Source organism: Morganella morganii (assembly GCF_041099235.1).
GTDB lineage: Bacteria > Pseudomonadota > Gammaproteobacteria > Enterobacterales > Enterobacteriaceae > Morganella > Morganella morganii_E.
Window position 1 is genome coordinate 21,192 of record NZ_JBFZSO010000001.1, and the last position, 18,273, is coordinate 39,464.

21 protein-coding genes and 1 pseudogene are annotated in these 18,273 nt (G+C 49.8%); 7 read left to right on the forward strand and 15 right to left on the reverse strand.

Features of this window, described 5'->3' with window-relative positions; all coding sequences use genetic code 11:
* Positions 1–121: 121 nt before the first annotated feature.
* From AB7038_RS00105 to AB7038_RS00115, 3 genes are all read right to left on the reverse strand, one after another.
* Positions 122–1,051 (reverse strand): Dyp-type peroxidase, encoded by a 930-nt coding sequence (locus AB7038_RS00105; protein ID WP_368888352.1) that lies wholly within the window; start codon positions 1,049–1,051, stop codon positions 122–124.
* A 152-nt stretch (positions 1,052–1,203) separates the two neighbouring features.
* Positions 1,204–2,034 carry an HAD family hydrolase gene (locus tag AB7038_RS00110; RefSeq protein ID WP_368888351.1) on the reverse strand — a complete coding sequence of 277 codons (831 nt, stop codon included), beginning with the start codon at positions 2,032–2,034 and terminating at the stop codon, positions 1,204–1,206.
* Entirely contained in the window at positions 2,031–3,428 is a 1,398-nt protein-coding gene (locus AB7038_RS00115) for an amidohydrolase (RefSeq protein WP_368888350.1), read from the reverse strand. Before AB7038_RS00115 ends, AB7038_RS00110 begins: the two co-directional genes overlap by 4 nt.
* Before the next feature lie 140 nt (positions 3,429–3,568).
* Between AB7038_RS00115 and AB7038_RS00120 the strand changes: the two genes are divergently transcribed.
* Positions 3,569–4,030, forward strand: coding sequence for a DUF1456 family protein (locus tag AB7038_RS00120; protein ID WP_369452554.1), 462 nt, complete (start codon positions 3,569–3,571; stop codon positions 4,028–4,030).
* Between the two features lie 37 nt (positions 4,031–4,067).
* Here AB7038_RS00120 and AB7038_RS00125 read toward each other — a convergent pair whose 3' ends face one another.
* The 3 genes from AB7038_RS00125 to AB7038_RS00135 all read right to left on the reverse strand — a co-directional run bounded on the left by AB7038_RS00125 (position 4,068) and on the right by AB7038_RS00135 (position 5,746).
* Positions 4,068–4,673 (reverse strand): rhomboid family intramembrane serine protease, encoded by a 606-nt coding sequence (locus AB7038_RS00125; protein WP_368888349.1) that lies wholly within the window; start codon positions 4,671–4,673, stop codon positions 4,068–4,070.
* Positions 4,674–4,794: 121 nt separating this feature from the next.
* Positions 4,795–5,202 carry a hypothetical protein gene (locus AB7038_RS00130; protein WP_368888348.1) on the reverse strand — a complete coding sequence of 136 codons (408 nt, stop codon included), beginning with the start codon at positions 5,200–5,202 and terminating at the stop codon, positions 4,795–4,797.
* Positions 5,203–5,296: 94 nt separating this feature from the next.
* Positions 5,297–5,746: a LysE family transporter gene (locus AB7038_RS00135; protein WP_369452555.1), complete on the reverse strand. Its 450-nt coding sequence runs from the start codon at positions 5,744–5,746 to the stop codon at positions 5,297–5,299.
* Between the two features lie 40 nt (positions 5,747–5,786).
* On the opposite strand from AB7038_RS00135, the pseudogene AB7038_RS00140 reads away from it, so the two are divergent.
* Positions 5,787–5,939, forward strand: a pseudogene (locus AB7038_RS00140) (helix-turn-helix domain-containing protein); the annotation flags it as partial.
* Positions 5,940–6,059: 120 nt separating this feature from the next.
* Here the strand turns inward: AB7038_RS00140 and AB7038_RS00145 are convergent.
* The 4 genes from AB7038_RS00145 to AB7038_RS00160 form a co-directional block, all read right to left on the reverse strand.
* Positions 6,060–6,548 (reverse strand): RidA family protein, encoded by a 489-nt coding sequence (locus AB7038_RS00145; RefSeq protein WP_368888342.1) that lies wholly within the window; start codon positions 6,546–6,548, stop codon positions 6,060–6,062.
* 40 nt (positions 6,549–6,588) lie between these two features.
* Entirely contained in the window at positions 6,589–8,013 is a 1,425-nt protein-coding gene (locus AB7038_RS00150) for an NAD(P)/FAD-dependent oxidoreductase (protein ID WP_369452556.1), read from the reverse strand.
* 365 nt (positions 8,014–8,378) lie between these two features.
* Entirely contained in the window at positions 8,379–8,843 is a 465-nt protein-coding gene (locus AB7038_RS00155; protein ID WP_032098961.1) for a YaiI/YqxD family protein, read from the reverse strand.
* Between the two features lie 48 nt (positions 8,844–8,891).
* Positions 8,892–9,635, reverse strand: a complete 744-nt coding sequence (locus tag AB7038_RS00160) for a DUF4184 family protein (protein ID WP_369452557.1) — start codon at positions 9,633–9,635, stop codon at positions 8,892–8,894.
* A 117-nt stretch (positions 9,636–9,752) separates the two neighbouring features.
* Here AB7038_RS00160 and AB7038_RS00165 point away from each other — a divergent pair, with 117 nt between their 5' ends.
* From AB7038_RS00165 to AB7038_RS00175, 3 genes are all read left to right on the forward strand, one after another.
* On the forward strand, positions 9,753–10,205 hold the full coding sequence (locus tag AB7038_RS00165) for a hypothetical protein (RefSeq protein ID WP_369452558.1): 453 nt from the start codon (positions 9,753–9,755) through the stop codon (positions 10,203–10,205).
* A gap of 117 nt (positions 10,206–10,322) precedes the next feature.
* Positions 10,323–11,930 carry an ABC-F family ATPase gene (locus tag AB7038_RS00170; RefSeq protein WP_071592711.1) on the forward strand — a complete coding sequence of 536 codons (1,608 nt, stop codon included), beginning with the start codon at positions 10,323–10,325 and terminating at the stop codon, positions 11,928–11,930.
* A gap of 228 nt (positions 11,931–12,158) precedes the next feature.
* Entirely contained in the window at positions 12,159–12,614 is a 456-nt protein-coding gene (locus AB7038_RS00175; RefSeq protein ID WP_004237600.1) for an Lrp/AsnC family transcriptional regulator, read from the forward strand.
* 48 nt (positions 12,615–12,662) lie between these two features.
* Here the strand turns inward: AB7038_RS00175 and AB7038_RS00180 are convergent, their stop codons facing one another.
* Entirely contained in the window at positions 12,663–12,983 is a 321-nt protein-coding gene (locus tag AB7038_RS00180) for a DMT family transporter (protein ID WP_072868031.1), read from the reverse strand.
* 197 nt (positions 12,984–13,180) lie between these two features.
* On the opposite strand from AB7038_RS00180, the gene AB7038_RS00185 reads away from it, so the two are divergent.
* Positions 13,181–13,777 carry a TetR/AcrR family transcriptional regulator gene (locus AB7038_RS00185; RefSeq protein WP_369452559.1) on the forward strand — a complete coding sequence of 199 codons (597 nt, stop codon included), beginning with the start codon at positions 13,181–13,183 and terminating at the stop codon, positions 13,775–13,777.
* 48 nt (positions 13,778–13,825) lie between these two features.
* Here the strand turns inward: AB7038_RS00185 and AB7038_RS00190 are convergent, their stop codons facing one another.
* From AB7038_RS00190 to AB7038_RS00200, 3 genes are all read right to left on the reverse strand, one after another.
* Positions 13,826–14,731: a DMT family transporter gene (locus tag AB7038_RS00190; RefSeq protein ID WP_072868810.1), complete on the reverse strand. Its 906-nt coding sequence runs from the start codon at positions 14,729–14,731 to the stop codon at positions 13,826–13,828.
* A 537-nt stretch (positions 14,732–15,268) separates the two neighbouring features.
* Complete coding sequence (locus tag AB7038_RS00195; protein ID WP_072868036.1) at positions 15,269–15,784, reverse strand: DUF3828 domain-containing protein; 516 nt, start codon at positions 15,782–15,784, stop codon at positions 15,269–15,271.
* A gap of 128 nt (positions 15,785–15,912) precedes the next feature.
* The gene (locus tag AB7038_RS00200) at positions 15,913–16,500 is read right to left on the reverse strand and encodes an NUDIX domain-containing protein (RefSeq protein WP_072868038.1); all 588 of its coding nucleotides are present in this window, start codon (positions 16,498–16,500) and stop codon (positions 15,913–15,915) included.
* A gap of 153 nt (positions 16,501–16,653) precedes the next feature.
* Between AB7038_RS00200 and AB7038_RS00205 the strand changes: the two genes are divergently transcribed.
* The gene (locus tag AB7038_RS00205; protein WP_369452560.1) at positions 16,654–17,304 is read left to right on the forward strand and encodes a GNAT family N-acetyltransferase; all 651 of its coding nucleotides are present in this window, start codon (positions 16,654–16,656) and stop codon (positions 17,302–17,304) included.
* On the opposite strand, the gene AB7038_RS00210 is transcribed toward AB7038_RS00205, so the two are convergent.
* Positions 17,274–18,263: a LysR family transcriptional regulator gene (locus tag AB7038_RS00210; protein WP_369452561.1), complete on the reverse strand. Its 990-nt coding sequence runs from the start codon at positions 18,261–18,263 to the stop codon at positions 17,274–17,276. The two genes, AB7038_RS00205 and AB7038_RS00210, sit on opposite strands and share 31 nt — an antisense overlap.
* Positions 18,264–18,273 lie beyond the last annotated feature (10 nt).

Below are 18,273 nucleotides of genomic sequence, written 5' to 3' on the forward strand. Positions count from 1 at the left end.
GTTTGCCATGCCGGAAAAAAGCCGGAAACTTTACCGCAGACAACGGGGAAATACCAATAAAAAACGCGGAAACATCAGGCGGGAAAAGCGATCCGGGAGTGATCCCCCCGGATCAGGTCAGTTATTCAACATCATCCAGCATGGCCGGTGACGGAATAAAGAACAGTGTACCGGTCACAGCAGTACTGAATTTCAGTAATTCATCGGTGGCACCGGTTTCTTTTCCGGCAAACATATTTTCCAGCATTCTGCGGGTGGTGGAGAAATAACGGGCGTAGCCGATAAAATAGGTACCGTGCTCATTTTTGGCCGGATTGGAGAACGGCATATTGGCGCGGACAATTTTCAGGTCATTACCCTCTTCGTCCTGAATATTGGTCACCACATTGTGAGAGCCCGGGATTTTCTGCTCATCCGTCAGTTCGACATCATTAAATTTATGACGGCCGATGACTTTTTCCTGATCTTCGGTGCTCAGGCTCTGCCAGGCATCCATATCGTGAATGTATTTCTGCACAAAGGCATAACTGCCGCCGGCAAATCCCGGGTCTTCATCGCCGATAACCGCATACTCTTTGCGCTCATCCTCAAATTCCGGATTTTCTGTCCCGTCGACAAAGCCGATAATTGCGCGTCCGTCCATATAACGGAAGCCGTGAACCTCATCCTCACAGGTCACTGCACTGCTCAGAGCACGGCTGATAATGGAACCCAGCTCGTAACAGGCGGACACATTCAGGGCGCGGATATGAAAGAAGATATCACCGGGGGTGGATACGGCGGTAAAACGTGGTCCTTTAATTGCTTCAAAGGTATTCAGTTCACGGGGTTTACCCGCATCCGGAAACAGTCTTTGCCATGCATCCGCCCCGAAGCCCATCACACAACTGACTTCCAGTTTCGGAAAGCGGTTACGGATGCTGCGCAGAATACCGGACAGGTTATTACACAGCGTAACAACCGTTTCCCGCGTTTGCGGGGTATCTGTCAGATTAAAAACGAGGAAATAGGAATTCTCACCGGGCGTGTCAGTCACATTTTGGTATTTCATACTTTCTCCATACATTTCTTATTCTGAATAGTCTCTGTCGTTATGGTACACCAATTGGCAGGTTACGGACGGTGACCGGGCAAAAATATTCTGATCGGACATGTAATACCCGTATTATATGTGACAGCGTCACTGATCCGGGTTTGCAGACCTCAGCGCTTACGGCGGAACAGCTGTAACAGCCCTTTCACGGTCACATCCAGCTGGCTGCCTTCCTCATAGTTTGCGGGTACCACATAATTTGCCCGCTCTTCCGCAATCAGCTTGCCGACCTTGTTCTGAGTTTCCGGGTTGCCCCATTTCTTCTGATCAAATACCGCCAGCGAGAAACCGCCCTGATAACGCACCATTTTCATGGCCGGGATATCGGTATCACCATCGCCGAAATAGATCATATGGCGGAACTGCACTGCACGCTCTTCCTGCTCGATAAAATGATTAACCGCCACATTATCCCATGAGTTATGTATCCCCTTGTTTATCCGGAATAAAAACTGTGTTTTGGTGGTGTAATTGATAGCCTGAGCAGGCCATAGTGCTGTTTTTCCGTCAGCGGAATAGTGATATTTACAGGCAAAAATATCGCGGAATTCATGGCCGATAGACGTGCCGCGGATCATACCGTCCAGTCCGCTGGACAGAATATAGTGTTCCGGGTCCAGCCCCTGCTCATGGGCCCAGGCATTGATCCGGGTGAACCACTCTGCCACCCCGGGAAACAGCGGAATCGTTGCACCGTGTTTCTTCAGATTTTCAACACTCAATTCAGATGACTGCCGGATATTGGCTTTCGCAGCCAGTAACCCCATATAGGACAGAATTTCGTCGCCGTCATCCGCTTTGGCAAACCGCTTCACTTCCCTCCAGAATGCTTTCGTGTCACTGATACCCAGAGCAGGCATCAGTCCGTGCTCCGGACAGTCACCTTCAGCCAGGGTGCCGTCAAAATCATAAATCAGTGCACATTTGAGTTTTTTTGTCATTTCACCTCTTCCCCTGAAGCGCGCACGGTCTCACGGACTTTTTCCGCAAAACGCTGAGCATCCTGAATAATTTCATTTTCATTGACGGTCAGTAACTGCCGGTCTTCCATCAGGATCACACCGTCAACAATGGTATGGCGGACATTGGCACCGTTTGCGCCGTAGACCAGCGCGGCATACGGGCTGTACACCGGTACCATATTCGGCGCTTTGGTATCCACCACAATGATATCTGCCAGTTTTCCGGTTTCCAGTGAGCCGATTTTATCATCCATATGCAGCGCACGGGCCGATCCCATGGTCGCCATTTCAATCACGGTCAGCGGCGGCATGGCTGCGCGGTTTTTGGTTTCCAGTTTATGAATTTTACCGACCAGATTGAGCTCATTCATGGTGGTCAGTGTATTGGAGGACATCGGCCCGTCGGTACCGAGACCGGTGCGGATCCCTTTTTCCAGCATTTGCGTGACCGGTGCCACGCCTTTGGCGGATTTGGTGTTGGCACTGATATTGTGTGCCACCCCGACATCATATTTTTTCAGCAGATTCAGGTCATTATCATCGGCCATAATTACATGCGCTGCCAGCAGGCGGTTATTCAGCACGCCGATATCCGCCATATACTGCACCGGGCTTTTCCCGCCGGTGCGTTTGGCGATCTCTTCTTTTTCGCGATCTGTTTCCGCCAGATGGATCATCACCGGAACATTCAGTTCTTCAGACAGTGCCGCGATTTTCTGTAAGTTTTCAGTGGTATTGGTATACGGAGCATGCGGGGCAAATGCCGGTGTGATGCGCGGATGATCTTTGTATTCATTGATAAAGCGCACCGCATACGCGATCCCTTCTTCCGGCGTCTGTGCATCCGCGACCGGGAAATTAATAATGGTTTCACCCAGCACGGCGCGTAAACCCGCTTTATCCACGGTCTTCGCAACTTCATCTTCGAAATAATACATATCGGCATAGGTGGTCACGCCGCCTTTAATCATTTCGATATTGGCCAGATTGGCGCCGGTGCGTACCATATCGCGGGAAACCAGTTTATTTTCCAGCGGGAAAATATAACGGTGCAGGCGGTCAGGCACATCATCCCCGAGGGAACGGAAAACCGTCATCGAGCCGTGAGTGTGGGTGTTTATCAGCCCCGGCATCACAATATCACCGTTTACATCCAGTACTTTTTTTGCCTGATATTGCGCTGTCAGTTCCGGGCCGCCGACGGCGACAATTTTTCCGTCACTGACCACCACGGTACCATGTTCAAACACTGTATTGTCCGGGTTCATGGTCAGCACTGTGCCGTCCGTTATCATCAGATCTGCAGGGTCGGCAGCATAAGCGGAGCAGGCAGCAGCAAGCAGTGTGGTGGCAAACGCGCGGGGCAATGACATAGTAACCTCATGACTGAACAGAAAAACCTACTATATCACCGCCATTAATCCACTTCCAACCAGCGGATTTCATTGAAATGCGGGCGGATAATCACTAGTATTGCAGGGTTTATAACTCCCTCCATGGATAACCCCTGTTTATGCTGAATAACTATGTTCTGCGCAGTGTCCGCTACATGCTGGATCTGAGTGACGCAAAAATGGCCGAAATCACCGGACTTGCCGGATTAACTGTCACCAAAGCGCAGATGAGCGACTGGCTGAAAAAAGAAGACGAAGCGGATTATCAGCTTTGTGATGATAATGTGACCGGTCACTTTCTCAACGGTCTGATTATTTTCCGCCGCGGCAAAGATGAAAGCCGTCCGGTGCCGGCGGTCGATGCCCGTCTGACCAACAATATTATTCTGAAAAAATTGCGCGTTGCGTTTGAACTGAAGGATACGGATATGGCTGATATTTTTCAGCGTGCCGACTTCCGGGTCTCAAAACCGGAAATCAGCGCCCTGTTCCGCAATCCGGATCATAAAAATTACCGCGACTGCGGTGATCAGCTGCTGCGTTATTTCCTGAAAGGATTAACATCCCGCCTGCGCGGCTGACAGATAATGATGCCGGGTGTTCTCACCCGGCAGAGTGTTATGCCGGTTTGTTATTCTGTTTCCGTTTGCGGTATTGCAGCCAGCCGAATAAAACCCCCGCGGCAGCGCCGCTCAGATGGGACTCAACAGAGACGAATTGCTGTCCCGGAAACAGTCCGCTGATCATACCGCCGTAATAAATCAGCACCACAATGCCGATAATAATATCCAGCGGTTTGCGGCGGAAAATTCCCTGATAAATCAGTAATGCCCACAAACCGAATATCCAGCCGCTTGCCCCGACATGCACCGCCGTCCGCCCGAATAACCAGACCAGCAACCCGCCGACGATAATAATAAACAGGGACGCTTTAATATAATGTTTCACCGACGGGATCATCAGTAACACACTGAGAATTAACAGCGGCGGCAGATTACTGAATAAGTGCCCCCAACTGCTGTGAATAAAAGGCGCAAGGAAAATACCAAACAGCCCGTTAACCGTACGCGGCTCAATACCCAGCGCGGTTAATCCCCCGCCGGTCAGTGTGGTCAATAACTGTACCGCCATTAAAAACAGCACAAAATACAGCCCGTTTCTCAGATAGATTTTTATACCGCCCTGTGCGGGCTGTTCTGTGTTATCGATAGTATTTTTTGTCATTTCCCGATCCGTTGGGTGATGGAGTCCGCCCCACTATAGCGAAATTTTCGGTCCCTTCCATCCTTATTTTTCAAATGAAAATATATTCCAAAGCACGGCGTGGATAGTGCCGCGCGGCTGATCAGAACAAAATTCCGGCAGCCAGTAACACCCCTAAAATAAAGCTGCAAAATGAGCTGATGTACCAGAAGCGGTCACTGTTTCCTTTAAAGCGGTTTTTCATCAGCGGAAAAACCGCCGATCGTACCAGGAACACCGTGGCTGCCGCCGACAGCAGAAGATGCGCATACGGCAGCGCGGTTGTCCCGCTCGCTGTCACAAAGGCGTACACGGCCACAACTGTCAGAAACACACCGACACTGATGGCGGTAAAATGCGGATACCAGTGCCCTTTCTCCGCCAGCCCGGCGATCCGCTCACCGGCACCAAGAAAACGGTATCCGGCGGCACCGGTAAACAGGCAGCCGAAATGCAGCAGTGCCACAAACACGAGCAGAACCGAGACGGTATATAACGCGATAGCAGTCATAGCTTTATTCACTGAAAAGCAGAAAGAGCATCACAATAACGGAAAACCGCCCTTTGCGCCTGTAACAGTTATCTGAAAAAAACGCCGGATCTGTTCAGCGGCGGCTGAGTAACTCCGCAGCTCCCTGATAAATCAGCCGGGCTGCGAGTGCGCCGAGTAACACGCCCACCACTTTACCAACCACACGATGAATGCGGGAATAGGTACGGCGCACAGAGGTCAGGGAAAATGTGCGGCAGAGAATAATACGCCAGATAAGTGATACCGTGATAATGCCAAACCACAGGGTGATTTTTGCCCACAACGGCGTTTGCGGTGTCAGTGTGACCGAGAAAATACTGATAAAAAACAGAATAGTCTGCGGATTGGAGAGGTCGGAAATCAGACCGCGCCGGAAATAACGCAGTGTATGCTGCGCCGGTAATGTGCTGTCGGTATTGAGATTCAGTTGCGTCCGGTTACGGAAAACTGTTACCGCATACCACAACAGATAAGCGCCGCCCGCCACTTTAATCAGCGAGAAAAAAGCCCCGAACTCATGCATCAGCGTGACCAGCCCGAATAATCCCAGCCCCGAATATACTCTTGGTATATCACAACCGGCTGTCACTCAGATTGAGCAGCGCGGTAATGATATCAAACTGGCAACACTGAAACGCTATATTGAGGCAATGGGCGGAACACTCCGTCTGACGATTGAACTGCCAACCGGTGATAACCGGGTTTTTCGTGTCTGACTTCAGGCTTTATGACATAAAAAGCCATCATCCGAAAGCCTGTTATGTATCGTTATCCCTCAAATAAAAAACGGGTTTGCTCCTTCCGGATGCAAACCCGCTGTTAACACACTGATACTATTACGGACGGACAGCGGTCACTTCGATCTCTACACGCCATGCCGGGTTTGCTAATTTTGAAACCTGAACAGTGGTACGCGCCGGTAATTTATTACCGGAATCTTTGTCGTTGTAGTATTTGGAATAACCGGCCATAAAGCCCGCGAAATCCATCGTACCGTTAGTCTCTTCACCGCCGACCAGGAAGACCTGCATTTTCACCACATCTTTCATTTCCAAACCTAAGCCAGCCAGGTGAGCTTTGATCTGTTCCATGATATTGATGGTCTGTGCTTCGGTATTACCGTATGACGCCAGAACACCTTCCGGTGCGTCTTTGGAAATTTTGGTCGGTACTTTACCGCTGAGGAAAATAATATTTTTGCTGCTGCTGATTTCCACAGATTCAGAGATAGGCATACCGTTCAGTTTATGATGAACGACACCTTCTGACGCGTGAGCCGCGCCCCAGACCAGCGGAAGAGCTAACAGTAAACTTTTGTAACGCATATTAAGCCTCTCAATAGTATCAACGTAAGTAATCAGAAAATTAACTAAAACGTGAAAGACTAAACGGAGCCGGGTCAATAACCGGTTTTTTACCGGTCACAATATCCGCAGTGATTTCACCGGATGCCGGACCTTCTGTCATACCCCAGACAGTCGCGGTGTTGATCACCAGACCCGGATACTCTTTCACTTCAGAAATAATCGGCAGTTCGTCGTAGGTTGGTGCAACGACCGCGCCCCAGCGTTCAACGACTTTCGATTGTTCAAATACAGGGAATTCCGCTTTCATGCGGGCAAATACCGCATCCAGGTGTTCGGTATTCTGTGTGGCGGTTGCGATGCGGTAAGTCTCGAACGGCGTGACTTCATCCAGATTCCAGGATGTCGCCATTTTGAAGGAGTTAAACAGATCTTCACCGATGGAGAATTCCAGCGGCAGCTCACCGCCGCCCAGCAGATGCAGGAATTTCGGACCCAGCAGGAAGCTGTCTTTCACCACAGAGCTGGTGAAGATACGTGGTGCCACGGCATATGTACCGTCTGCCTGTTCGCGGAAGTGAATGCCGCTCGGCAGGTGCACGTTACCGCGCGGTGCACCAGGAACGCCGGAAACACGCTGTTGTGACAGATAAACGTTGAGCGTCGGGATATCAATGCCCAGATTACCCATAAACAGGCGTGACCAGATACCGCCGGTCAGGACCACATGAGAAGTTTTGATTGCGCCCTTCTCTGTGACCACATCAGAGATTTTACCACCGGCAGTTTCAATACCACGGACCGCGCAGTTGGTGTAGATTTTAACACCCAGGGATTTGGCATACTGTGCCAGAACGGGTACGCCGGTTTCCGGATCAACACTGCCTGAATCTTCTTCAAAACCGGCAATCGGCCAGTCTGTTTTGGCATCAATCAGGCGTTTTTTCAGTTCGTCGCCCTGAATGAAACGGGTGTTGAGCGGTGCTTCGAAATCAGCAGCCCACTCTTTGGCATTCTCAACCCAGGCCTGTGAGTTTGCGAGATCTTCCGCGCTTGACGGTACCTCAACACGGCCCTGGGTACGATAGCTGGTATCCGCCCCGATTTTTTCATTCATACCACGCCATAACATTTTGCCGTAATGGTGCAGCGGGAAAATTTCTTTTGATGTTTTGTAGCTGATGATCTGGCTGTAAGCACGTCCGGACTGCTCACCGGCGATTTCACCTTTTTCCAGGACGGTGACGCTCATGCCTCTTTCCGCCAGGTTAATCGCTGTCATGATCCCCATCATGCCGCCGCCGATAATAACTGCATCGGACTCTTTCGGTAATGCACCTTCGGTGCCGTCAACATGTTTTGCGCGTGAAGTCGATTCCACAAATTTGCCGTCGCGGCGAACCATAGGAACTAATACTGAAGCACCACCTGCCAGCACGCCGGCAGCACCAACCCCTAAAATTAACTTTCTGCGTGAGATTTTCATCTAAAGCCTCATCATTATCTGTAATATTTGTGTGGCATTTTTTTAATTAAGTAGCACACTAATTATAACAACTATCATTATAATGTTAATGAATATAGTGTGATGTTAATAATAACGAGACTTAAGATAAGCTTTATCAGGAATCTCCGATATAAAGCATCGTATTTGACGAGGTGACATACAGGATTCAGGCCGGATCGTCTGCGGTAAAACCAGCGGAAAATATCATAAACCATTGTTATTATAGTGGATAAGGCTAAACAGTGAGCTTTTTTAAGAAGTTGTTACACTGAGGATAAAAATAAAATGCCGGATGGCATAACAGCACCCGGCATTTTATAAAGATATTAATAATGAGGCGGGGATCAGGCGGATGGCGTGCGTTTTTTACACTGCAGAAACCATTTATCCAGTTCATTGGCAAACAACTGGCGATCACGCTGGTTCAGCGCTGCCGGACCGCCGGTCTGAATGCCGGAAGCCCGCATGGTGTCCATAAAGTCACGCATGGTCAGACGCTCACGGATAGTCGCCGGGGTATAACGTTCACCGCGCGGGTTCAGTGCCACCGCGCCCTTCTCCAGCACTTCAGCGGCCAGCGGAATATCCGCGGTGACGACAAGATCATCTTTCTGCACACGGCGGACAATTTCATTATCGGCCACATCAAATCCGGCTGAGACCTGCAATGTTTTTAAAAACGGTGACGGCGGTACCACCAGCCGCTGATTAGCCACAAAGGTGACTTCCGTTTTTTCCCGATCCGCTGCCCGGTAAAGGATCTCTTTGATAACTTTCGGACAGGCGTCCGCATCCACCCAAATCGCCACTGTGTATTTTCCTCTGTGCTGCAAAATTTAATCCGCGATCATAACGCATCAGCGCTTTCTGATAACCTGAAAAAGTGCCGCCAGAACAACAAAACCGGCAAAAAAGGAGACAGAAAGCGACAATTCATAAAAGACAAAACGATTTATATGAACACTGGTTGCTGTCTGCGCCAGACGGTACGCCAGCGGCACAGTACACAGTGCCGCCAGAACAGCCAGCGCAATCAGACGGATAAGCCGGATAAGATTCCCGCGTTTCTCTGCTTCCGGCAGTGTCCGCTGATATTGTACAAATTTCAGACAGAGATAACCGGTACCAAGCAGTGATCCCAAGTGCTGCAACACTTTATATACCGCAATCTCCTGCCCGTCAGTCATGCCGCGCAGTAACGGTACCTGTAAAACGGACAGCGCCCGCACCATCGTGCCGGTTTCATGGGTAAATGCATCCCAGACAATATGTGTGGCCGCACCAATAAACAGAGACAGCAAAATAATGGTATTTTTCCGCAGAGAACGGATCAGCGGGTCAGTCACCGGAAACGGTAATACGGTTTTCAGCGGCACGGATAACCAGTGAAAAATCAGCAGAACAGCCAGACACACCGGCAGTCCGGTGTAAAACCAGCCGGTAAAATGATGCGCTTCATCTGCGGCGCGGTACATCCCGAAAGAGTACAGCAGATCCGGCGATACACTGCCTGTAATGAGCGCGGGCAGATTCAGCCACCGCCCGTAACGGGATTGTTTCAGCGGAAAAACAATCGCCGGATGTGCAAAAGTCCATGGCATATATACTTATCCTGCTCCGGAAAACCGGAAATAAATTCATTTTTATGCTAATAAATAGCCGGTCATAACAATTAATAACACGCCGGACCCCGGACAATAACCTGTAAAGGCAGAAAAATGAAAAAGTATCTTACCGGGATGGTAGTGACAGGGCTGTTATCAGCCCCGGCGCTGGCTCAGGAGTTTACCTGTCAGCTGGAAAACAATAAATATGTCAGCGTGATGGTGGAAAAAGGTAAAACACCGGCATACCGCTACGGGACGCTGGCAAAACCGGAAATTACCCTGCCGGTAAAAGGCAATGTGAAAAATGGTGTTTATGTCGGACAAACCATGTTTATCGGCGGTGGTTCGGCGTATATCCGCTTTGAAAACGGCCCGTTTAACTATGTGGTATACAGCGGAATGGGCCGCGGCTGGGAATTTACCGGCCTGGCGGTCTATAAAGGCGATAAAGTCATCAATAAAAAGGTCTGTAAAACCGATTTGGGGATCTATGATGTTCTGAATTACGGTCTGCCGGAAGATGAATCCGGTGAAATCTATGCCATGGATCCGAACTCACAATAATATGTACTGCGGTGGCCTGCCGGGCTGCCGCCCTTTTTTTATACATCTGTGCCTCGCCGCCCATCTGTGGCATAATGCCCGCCGTTTATTTTCTCCTTTAACTTATGAGTATTCGTCTTGTTAATCAGCAACAATATTACGATGCAGTTCGGCGCCAAGCCGCTGTTTGAAAATATCTCTGTCAAATTCGGCGGCGGTAACCGCTATGGCCTGATCGGCGCAAACGGCAGCGGTAAATCCACCTTTATGAAAATTCTCGGCGGTGATCTGGCACCGAGCAGCGGCAACGTGTTTCTCGACCCGAACGAACGTCTGGGTAAACTGAAACAGGATCAGTTCGCCTATGAAGAATTTTCTGTGCTCGACACAGTCATTATGGGTCATACCGAACTGTGGGAAGTCAAACAGGAGCGTGACCGCATCTACAGCCTGCCGGACATGAGCGAAGAAGACGGCATGCGCGTGGCGGATCTCGAAGTACAGTTTGCTGAAATGGACGGCTACACCGTTGAATCCCGCGCCGGTGAATTACTGCTGGGTGTGGGGATCCCGCTGGAACAGCATAACGGCCCGATGAGTGAAATCGCGCCGGGCTGGAAGCTGCGTGTGCTGCTGGCGCAGGCACTGTTTGCAGACCCGGATATTCTGCTGCTCGACGAACCGACCAACAACCTAGATATCGACACCATCCGCTGGCTGGAGCAGACGCTGAATGCGCGTAACAGCACCATGATCATCATTTCCCATGACCGCCACTTCCTGAATATGGTGTGCACGCACATGGCCGATCTGGATTACGGCAGCCTGAATGTGCATCCGGGTAACTATGATGAATATATGTTTGCCGCCACTCAGGCGCGTGAGCGTCTGTTAGCGGATAACGCGAAGAAGAAAGCACAAATCAGTGAATTGCAGTCATTTGTCAGCCGTTTCAGCGCAAATGCCTCCAAGTCCCGTCAGGCAACCTCCCGCGCCAAACAGATTGAAAAAATTCAGCTGACCGAGATTAAAGCGTCCAGCCGTCAGAACCCGTTTATCCGCTTTGAGCAGGATAAAAAATTATTCCGCAATGCGCTGGAAGTGGAAAACCTGTCCAAAGGTTATGACGGTAACGCCCCGCTGTTCAAAAACGTCAATATGATGATGGAAGTGGGTGAAAAAGTCGCGGTTCTGGGTATGAACGGTGTGGGTAAATCCACCTTTCTGAAAACCCTGGTTGGTGAACTAACACCGGATACCGGTCGTTATAAGTGGTCTGAAAACGCCAATATCGGTTATTACGCACAGGATCACGCCACCGATTTTGAAGTCGATATGACGGTTTTCGACTGGATGAGCCTGTGGATGCAGCCGGGTGATGATGAGCAGTCTGTCCGCAGTGTGCTGGGCCGCCTGCTGTTCTCTCAGGATGACATTAAAAAATCCGTACAGGTGTTATCCGGGGGTGAAAAAGGCCGGATGTTATTTGGTAAGTTAATGATGACCAAACCAAACATTCTGATTATGGATGAGCCGACCAACCACCTCGACATGGAATCTATTGAATCCCTGAATATGGCGCTGGAGTTATATCAGGGAACATTAGTGTTTGTTTCCCATGACCGTGAGTTCGTCAGCTCCCTGGCGACCCGTATCATCGAAATCACACCGGAGAAAGTCACTGACTTTACCGGCAGTTACGATGAATACCTGCGCAGCCGTGGCATAGAATCAGAAAACAACTGATCCCCGTTCTGCCATAAGAAAAGCCCCGTTTCAGAGCCATGAAACGGGGCTTTTTGTTTTCGTCAGACCCGGCGGGGGCGGTTGCCGGCATATCTGACATTTTTCAGAAACCAGTTCCCGCATACCTCTGTCCTGTACCGGAAACTGATAGGAAGAATATCTGTATTCGGGTAGAATGTGCTTGCTAATCAGACCCTGATTTACCTTATTTGAGGGAGAAAATTACCAATGGACAGCTTTGACAGGAAGATTCTTTCTGAATTACAACTCGACGGGCGATTAACTGTCACTGAGCTGGCAGATCGCGTGGGTCTGAGTTTATCCCCCTGCCACCGGCGGCTGAAAGCACTGGAGCAATCCGGGGCTATCTGCGATTACCGCGCACAGCTTGATCCGCGTGTGCTGGGGCTGAATTTTTCCGCACTGGTGTTTGTCACTATGAAAGACGGCAACCAGGAAAGTATGAGTAAATTTGAGACAGCGGTGGCGGATATTCCGCAAATTATCGAAGCCAAAAGGCTGTTTGGCGATCCGGACTATATGCTGACCGTCGTGGTCAAGGATATCGATGCCTTTCAGAAATTATATGACAGCCGCCTGGCTGCCATGCCGGGGGTTCAGCGCCTGACATCCACTCTGGTGATGAAAGACGTGATCCCGGCGCGGGAACTGCCCCTGCTGTAACAAAAAAGCCGGCAATATCTGCCGGCAAGCAACACAGTACTGAATGTTTTATGCCGGGCTGGCTAATTTCATCATCACCAGCCCGGAGATAATTAATACCCCGGCGATAATCCGCATCATGTTTGCCGGTTCACCCAGCACCATAATCCCGACAATAAAGGCACCGATAGCGCCGATCCCGGTCCAGATGGTGTAAGCCGTGCCCAGCGGCAGTGCCCGCATGGCCATTGCCAGCAGCCCGAAGCTTATCAGCATGGCAATAATGGTGATCACTGACGGCCCCACTTTGGTGAAACCTTCTGATTGTTTCATGGTAAATGCCCAGACGACTTCAAATAATCCGGCAGTAATTAATAAAATCCACGGCATGGTACATCCTCACTGATTCTTGGTTGCAGATGAAACGTTTATAAGTTACCTTTGGTATAGTTATATGTTACCTTTGGTAACTTGTAAATACCTTTCCGATCTTTTTTCGATCTTTTCTGTCAGCTGACCGCAGCCGGGAACTCTGTGATACACTTTCCGGCAGACAGAACGACTTTAATATCAATGAGGAGGCAGATTTGTCCGGACGTTTACAGCGCGACGAGCGTCAGATACAGCTGCTCAATGTCGCCAACAGCATTATCCTGGCGGAAGGCACCGATGCCCTGACCCTCATTACCCTTGCGGAAAAGGCGGGCGTAACCAAGCCGGTGACCTACAAACATTTCGGCAACCGCAAGTCCCTGCTGCATGCGCTGTTTAAATACAGTGATGATGTTCTGACCGAACGGATGAATACCGGGATGGAACAGCCGATCGCGGATCTCGATCAGGCTGTTTCTGTTTTTATCACAACCTATTTTGATGTGATGGCAGAGGATGGTGAAGCCTTCAATGCCGCCGTGGCGGCACTGAAAGCGTACCCTGAATATGCGGGGATCAGCCGTGAAGTGCAGGACTTTTTCTGCCAGATCCTGCAACGCGCATTGCAGCGCTGGCTGCCGGAGAATTTTCGGATCCCGGAATGGACTTCTGTGATGATTTTCGGTGCAACCGAGTCACTGTGCCTGATGATGTTCGCTGACCCGGCGCTGAAAGCAAAAGTCAGTGAAGAAGCCATCTGGCTGGTCAAAACCCTGCTGGCCGACCAGCTTAAGCGGTTCACCGGCCGCTGATGACCAGCCCTTCTTCTTCTGACGGATAACTGAAGTGTGCGGTAAATGTCAGGCGTTTTTTTTCGGCCGTTTAATACTGATCACCGCCAGCGCCAGCACAATCATCACGATCCCTGCGGTTTCTGTGCTGCCCGGCTCCTCACCCAGCAGCCACCATGAGAACAGTACCCCGCAGACCGGCACCGCCAGTGTGCTCAGGCTGGCAATCCCCGCCGGTAATTTTCTCAGCACAAACAGCCATAAACTCCAGGCAACGGCGGTCGCCAGAATGGCGCTGTAACTCAGTGCCCAGAAGACATACGGCTGCCAGTCAATTGCGCGCTGAGGAACCAAAAACGCCACCACGGTCATAATAATTGCGGCATACACCATCTGCCAGGTGGTGAGAGAAAGTAAATCCACCTGCGGATAACGGCTGTAGAGTTTCTTCGCCACAATCGCGCTCGCCCCCCAACTGATACCGGACGCCACTGCCAGAAAGGCACTTTTCATGGATGCGAAATCGAGTGTCCAGGGCTGGATCACACACAATAACCCGGCACCGGCAACTGAAATAGCCGCATACTGGAGGCGGCGCATCCGCTCACCCAGCAATACTGCCGCCATAATCACCACCCAGAACGGCATGGTATAACTGAGGATCGCCACTTTCCCGGCACCGCCGCTGACCAGCGCCCATTGTGCCAGCCCGACCATGCCACAGGTCTGAAGCACAGCTATCCCCAGTGTGTAACGGAATGGCGTAAAGCGGATTTTCCGCCCCATCGCGCGTTCACGGATATACAGCACCAGTAATAACATAATAGCGCTGAATACACAGCGCATCGCCGTAAAGTCAAACGCGCCAATATAGTGCGTGACCTGCTTCATGGCGATCCAGCTGTAACTCCAGATCAGTGTTAAAACGACCAGGCCGGTAATGGCGATGGCATTGTCTTTTTCCCGTAAAGCCATAATATCCTGTGACCACTTCACGGCAGTACCGTCTGTACCCCGCGTGCGGCTCCTGTTTTTATAGTATCATAACCGGAATAATATGCCGGATACCCGCAGGCGGGCTGACCTCATGCAATCTGCATTTCTGCCAGTTTACACCCGGTTTGAAAGAAGGGAAAAGATCAATACACCACAACAGGTATTTATTGCTCTGCGGCAACCAGCATCCACCTGCCGGTGGGATTGCATTCCTGAATTACATAAAATTTACTAATAATTAGCCATCGTATTTCTTATATTTTCAATACGTTCATTAATATAAGGAGGAAGACCGGGTGTATAGAGCAAAGCAGGCAGCAGAACCATTTTATGACAAATAATGAGAGCTGGTAGTATTACCAGGTTGAGAGCGGCTATAGTCAGATATTCTATGGCATTTGGCATAATAGCCAGTACCCGATGAATTGAGGGTATATTTTACAGGCAAAAAAATAGCATAACACATAGTTTACTTGCGTTAAATTTAATAAATATGCTGCCAGATATAACCCTGCCTCACTCAAGCATCACAATACTATCAATTTTCCACTGTCCGTTTTGCTGAATCAGTTTTACCCGGAATGACCGCAATGGCTCCGGAGCTTTACCCAGTGTGATACGCACAGTAGCCATATCCGCGGTTTGTGATTCAGTATGTGCCGCCCGCTCTGTCATCCACGAATCAGGGTAATCCTGTGACTTGGTATAATAATTGACATCATTTTCCACCCAGTGCTCTCCCCACAAACAGATATAGCTATGTGCGGTTTCTTTGCAGGGACGCGGCTGGTCACAAAATGCCTGGTCGGTGTCCGGACCATCGAAATTACAACTCAGGGATTCGTTGATGCTTTCCTGCAACGCCGGGCTGACATACAAATCCTGGCTTTTTGCATAACCATCAGAGGGCGGGTCCTGTAAATTGAGACGGTAGAAATCCAATACCACATTTTCCGGTGATAATTGTGCGGCAACAGCTGATAACGGTAACAGCAGGGACAACATCAGCGGGAGGTATTTTGTTGTTTTCATGATAATTTTTCTTCACATAATGCCCGCAGAGAAAGAATGCAGCTGCGGATCAGCAACAGATTCAGCCAGCCACGCCGCAGCATCTGCTTTGGATGCAATGTGCTTCTTTTGCTCCTTTTCTTCATCCGTCATGCCATTCTCCCCGACAACGCCAGGTGCTGTAACAACATAATCGTTTTGCCGTCATTTATTTCACCGCTTTTGATCGCTGCAAGAGCTTGCGGGAACGGCATTTCCAGCACTTCCACATCTTCACCCTCTTCCGGCAGACCACCACCGGCGGTCTGCCGGTTATTGTCTTCGTATTCGGCAATAAAAAAGTAGAGTTTCTCGGTGACTGATCCCGGACTCATAAAAGCTTCAAACACTTTTTCAACATCGGTAATGCGAAAACCGGTCTCTTCCTCCGCTTCCGCTTTGATGCGGGATACCGGATCCTGCTCTTCCAGCAGACCGGCAGCCGCTTCAATCAGAAAGCCGTCATGACCGTTGACATACACCGGCAGACGAAACTGTCGGATCAGAATGACGCTGTTTTTCTGACGGTTATACAGCAGAATAACCGCACCGTTACCACGGTCATAAACTTCCCGCTCCAGACGCTGGCGGGTGCCGTCGCGGCGCAGATAATCAACGACATATTTTTTGAGGATATACCAGTTATCGGAAAGCGTGATGGTATCAATAATACGGACAGTACTCTGCTCAGAAGTCATAGTTTACCGGATGTCAGCGAAATTGCGGGTTTGCAGAACACTCTAATCGCTTTATCCGTCTCCGGCAATGGCAAAACCGGCAGCATTATTTGCAGGCATATTAATGCTGACGATATAATATGCCGCAGATAATCCACAGACAAGGCGGGTTGCATGAGTGACACTCAGGCACTGAGTTACAGCGAATTACACACAATATCTGATGCAGATATCGCACAAATTAATGAATTAATTATCACTACCTGGGATTACCGCAGCTGGATCCCGAAAGAGAAAGTTCTGCCGATGGCGGAATTTTTGCTGGATGATGTCATTCTGACCTCATCACGGATTTTTGTGGTACGGGATGGCGATACCATCGCCGGTATTATGGCTGTCACAGCGTCTGCCGACCTGCAGGAGAAAGTCCGCGCCAAAACCCGTCAGTATTCTGCCCTGAAAAATATTATCACCCGTGATCCGCAGGAAGAAACCCTGTTTGATATGTATCTGAATACGCTGATTATCAACGGGAATCTGCTGGCTTCCTGTGACGGGAATTTCGATGCCTCACTGAATTTATTTATGATAGATGCCCGCTTCCGCGGACAAGGTATCGGTAACCGGCTCTGGCAGCTGGCTATGGGGTATCTGCGGGAAAAACAATCCGCCCGTTATTTCCTCTGGACAGACAGTGATTCCGATTTCGGTTTTTATGAACACAAAGGATTACAGCGTATCGCCGCACAAGCTTATGACTGGGGCGGCCATGACGTGACTGAAACCTATTATGTTTATGCCGGGGAACTCTCTGCTCTGTCCTGATGCATCCAGCTGTCCCACGGCGGATCAAGCGGCAGCTTATCCGCCAGAAAATCAATAAAGGTGCGGATTTTCGGGGCATGGGTGTGCGCCGGGCTGTAAAGTGCATAGAGCGCGAACGGCGTGGTTTTCGGATTGTAATCCAGTAATACCGGCAGTAATTCGCCGTTATTAATATAATTTCCCAGCATATAGGTCGGCAGACAGACAATTCCCTGGTGACAGCGCGCCGCCTCCAGTAATCCCAGACTGCTGTTGACCTCAATCATATTGTTGATCGCCAGCGGATAGGCTACACCGTCTTTATCATTCATCCGCCAGGTGTCCGGAATATTCGGATTAATTAAACAATTGTGCCTGGCAATATCTGCCGGTGACTGCGGGACCCCGTTTTGTTCAAAATAATGACGACTGCCGCAATAGATCCAATTTATATTGCACAGTTTCCGTAATGCGAAATTTTCCGGCGGGTGACTGGTAATACGCAGTGCAATATCAAAGTCGGTTTCATTTAAATTAATTAATGCATCATTCAGATCTACTGATAAGCTGACCTGCGGATTTATTTCCCGGTATTCGCTGTAAAGCCGCATTAAATGGCAGACACCGAAGGCAATTGAACAGGTTATTTTTAACTGCCCCTGAGCGTGCTGATAAAAACTCGCCGTATTCACTAATGAATCATCGAGGTCAGTCAGTAACTGTTGCGCCCTCTGCAATAAATAACGTCCGGCTTCGGTCAGGATAAAATTGCGGGTGGTTCGTTTCAGCAGGACCACACCGAGTTGCTCTTCCAGTTGCTGTAAGCCACGGCTGACAGATGACGGTGTGACATTGAGTTTTCGTGCCGCACCGCTGAAACTGTTGCACTCCACAATTTTGATAAACAGCTCCAGATGGCGAAAAATCGCGTAGCTGTCAATTTTTGCTTTAAACGCAAAAGTGTTTTTATTTATTAGCATAGTCGTGCCC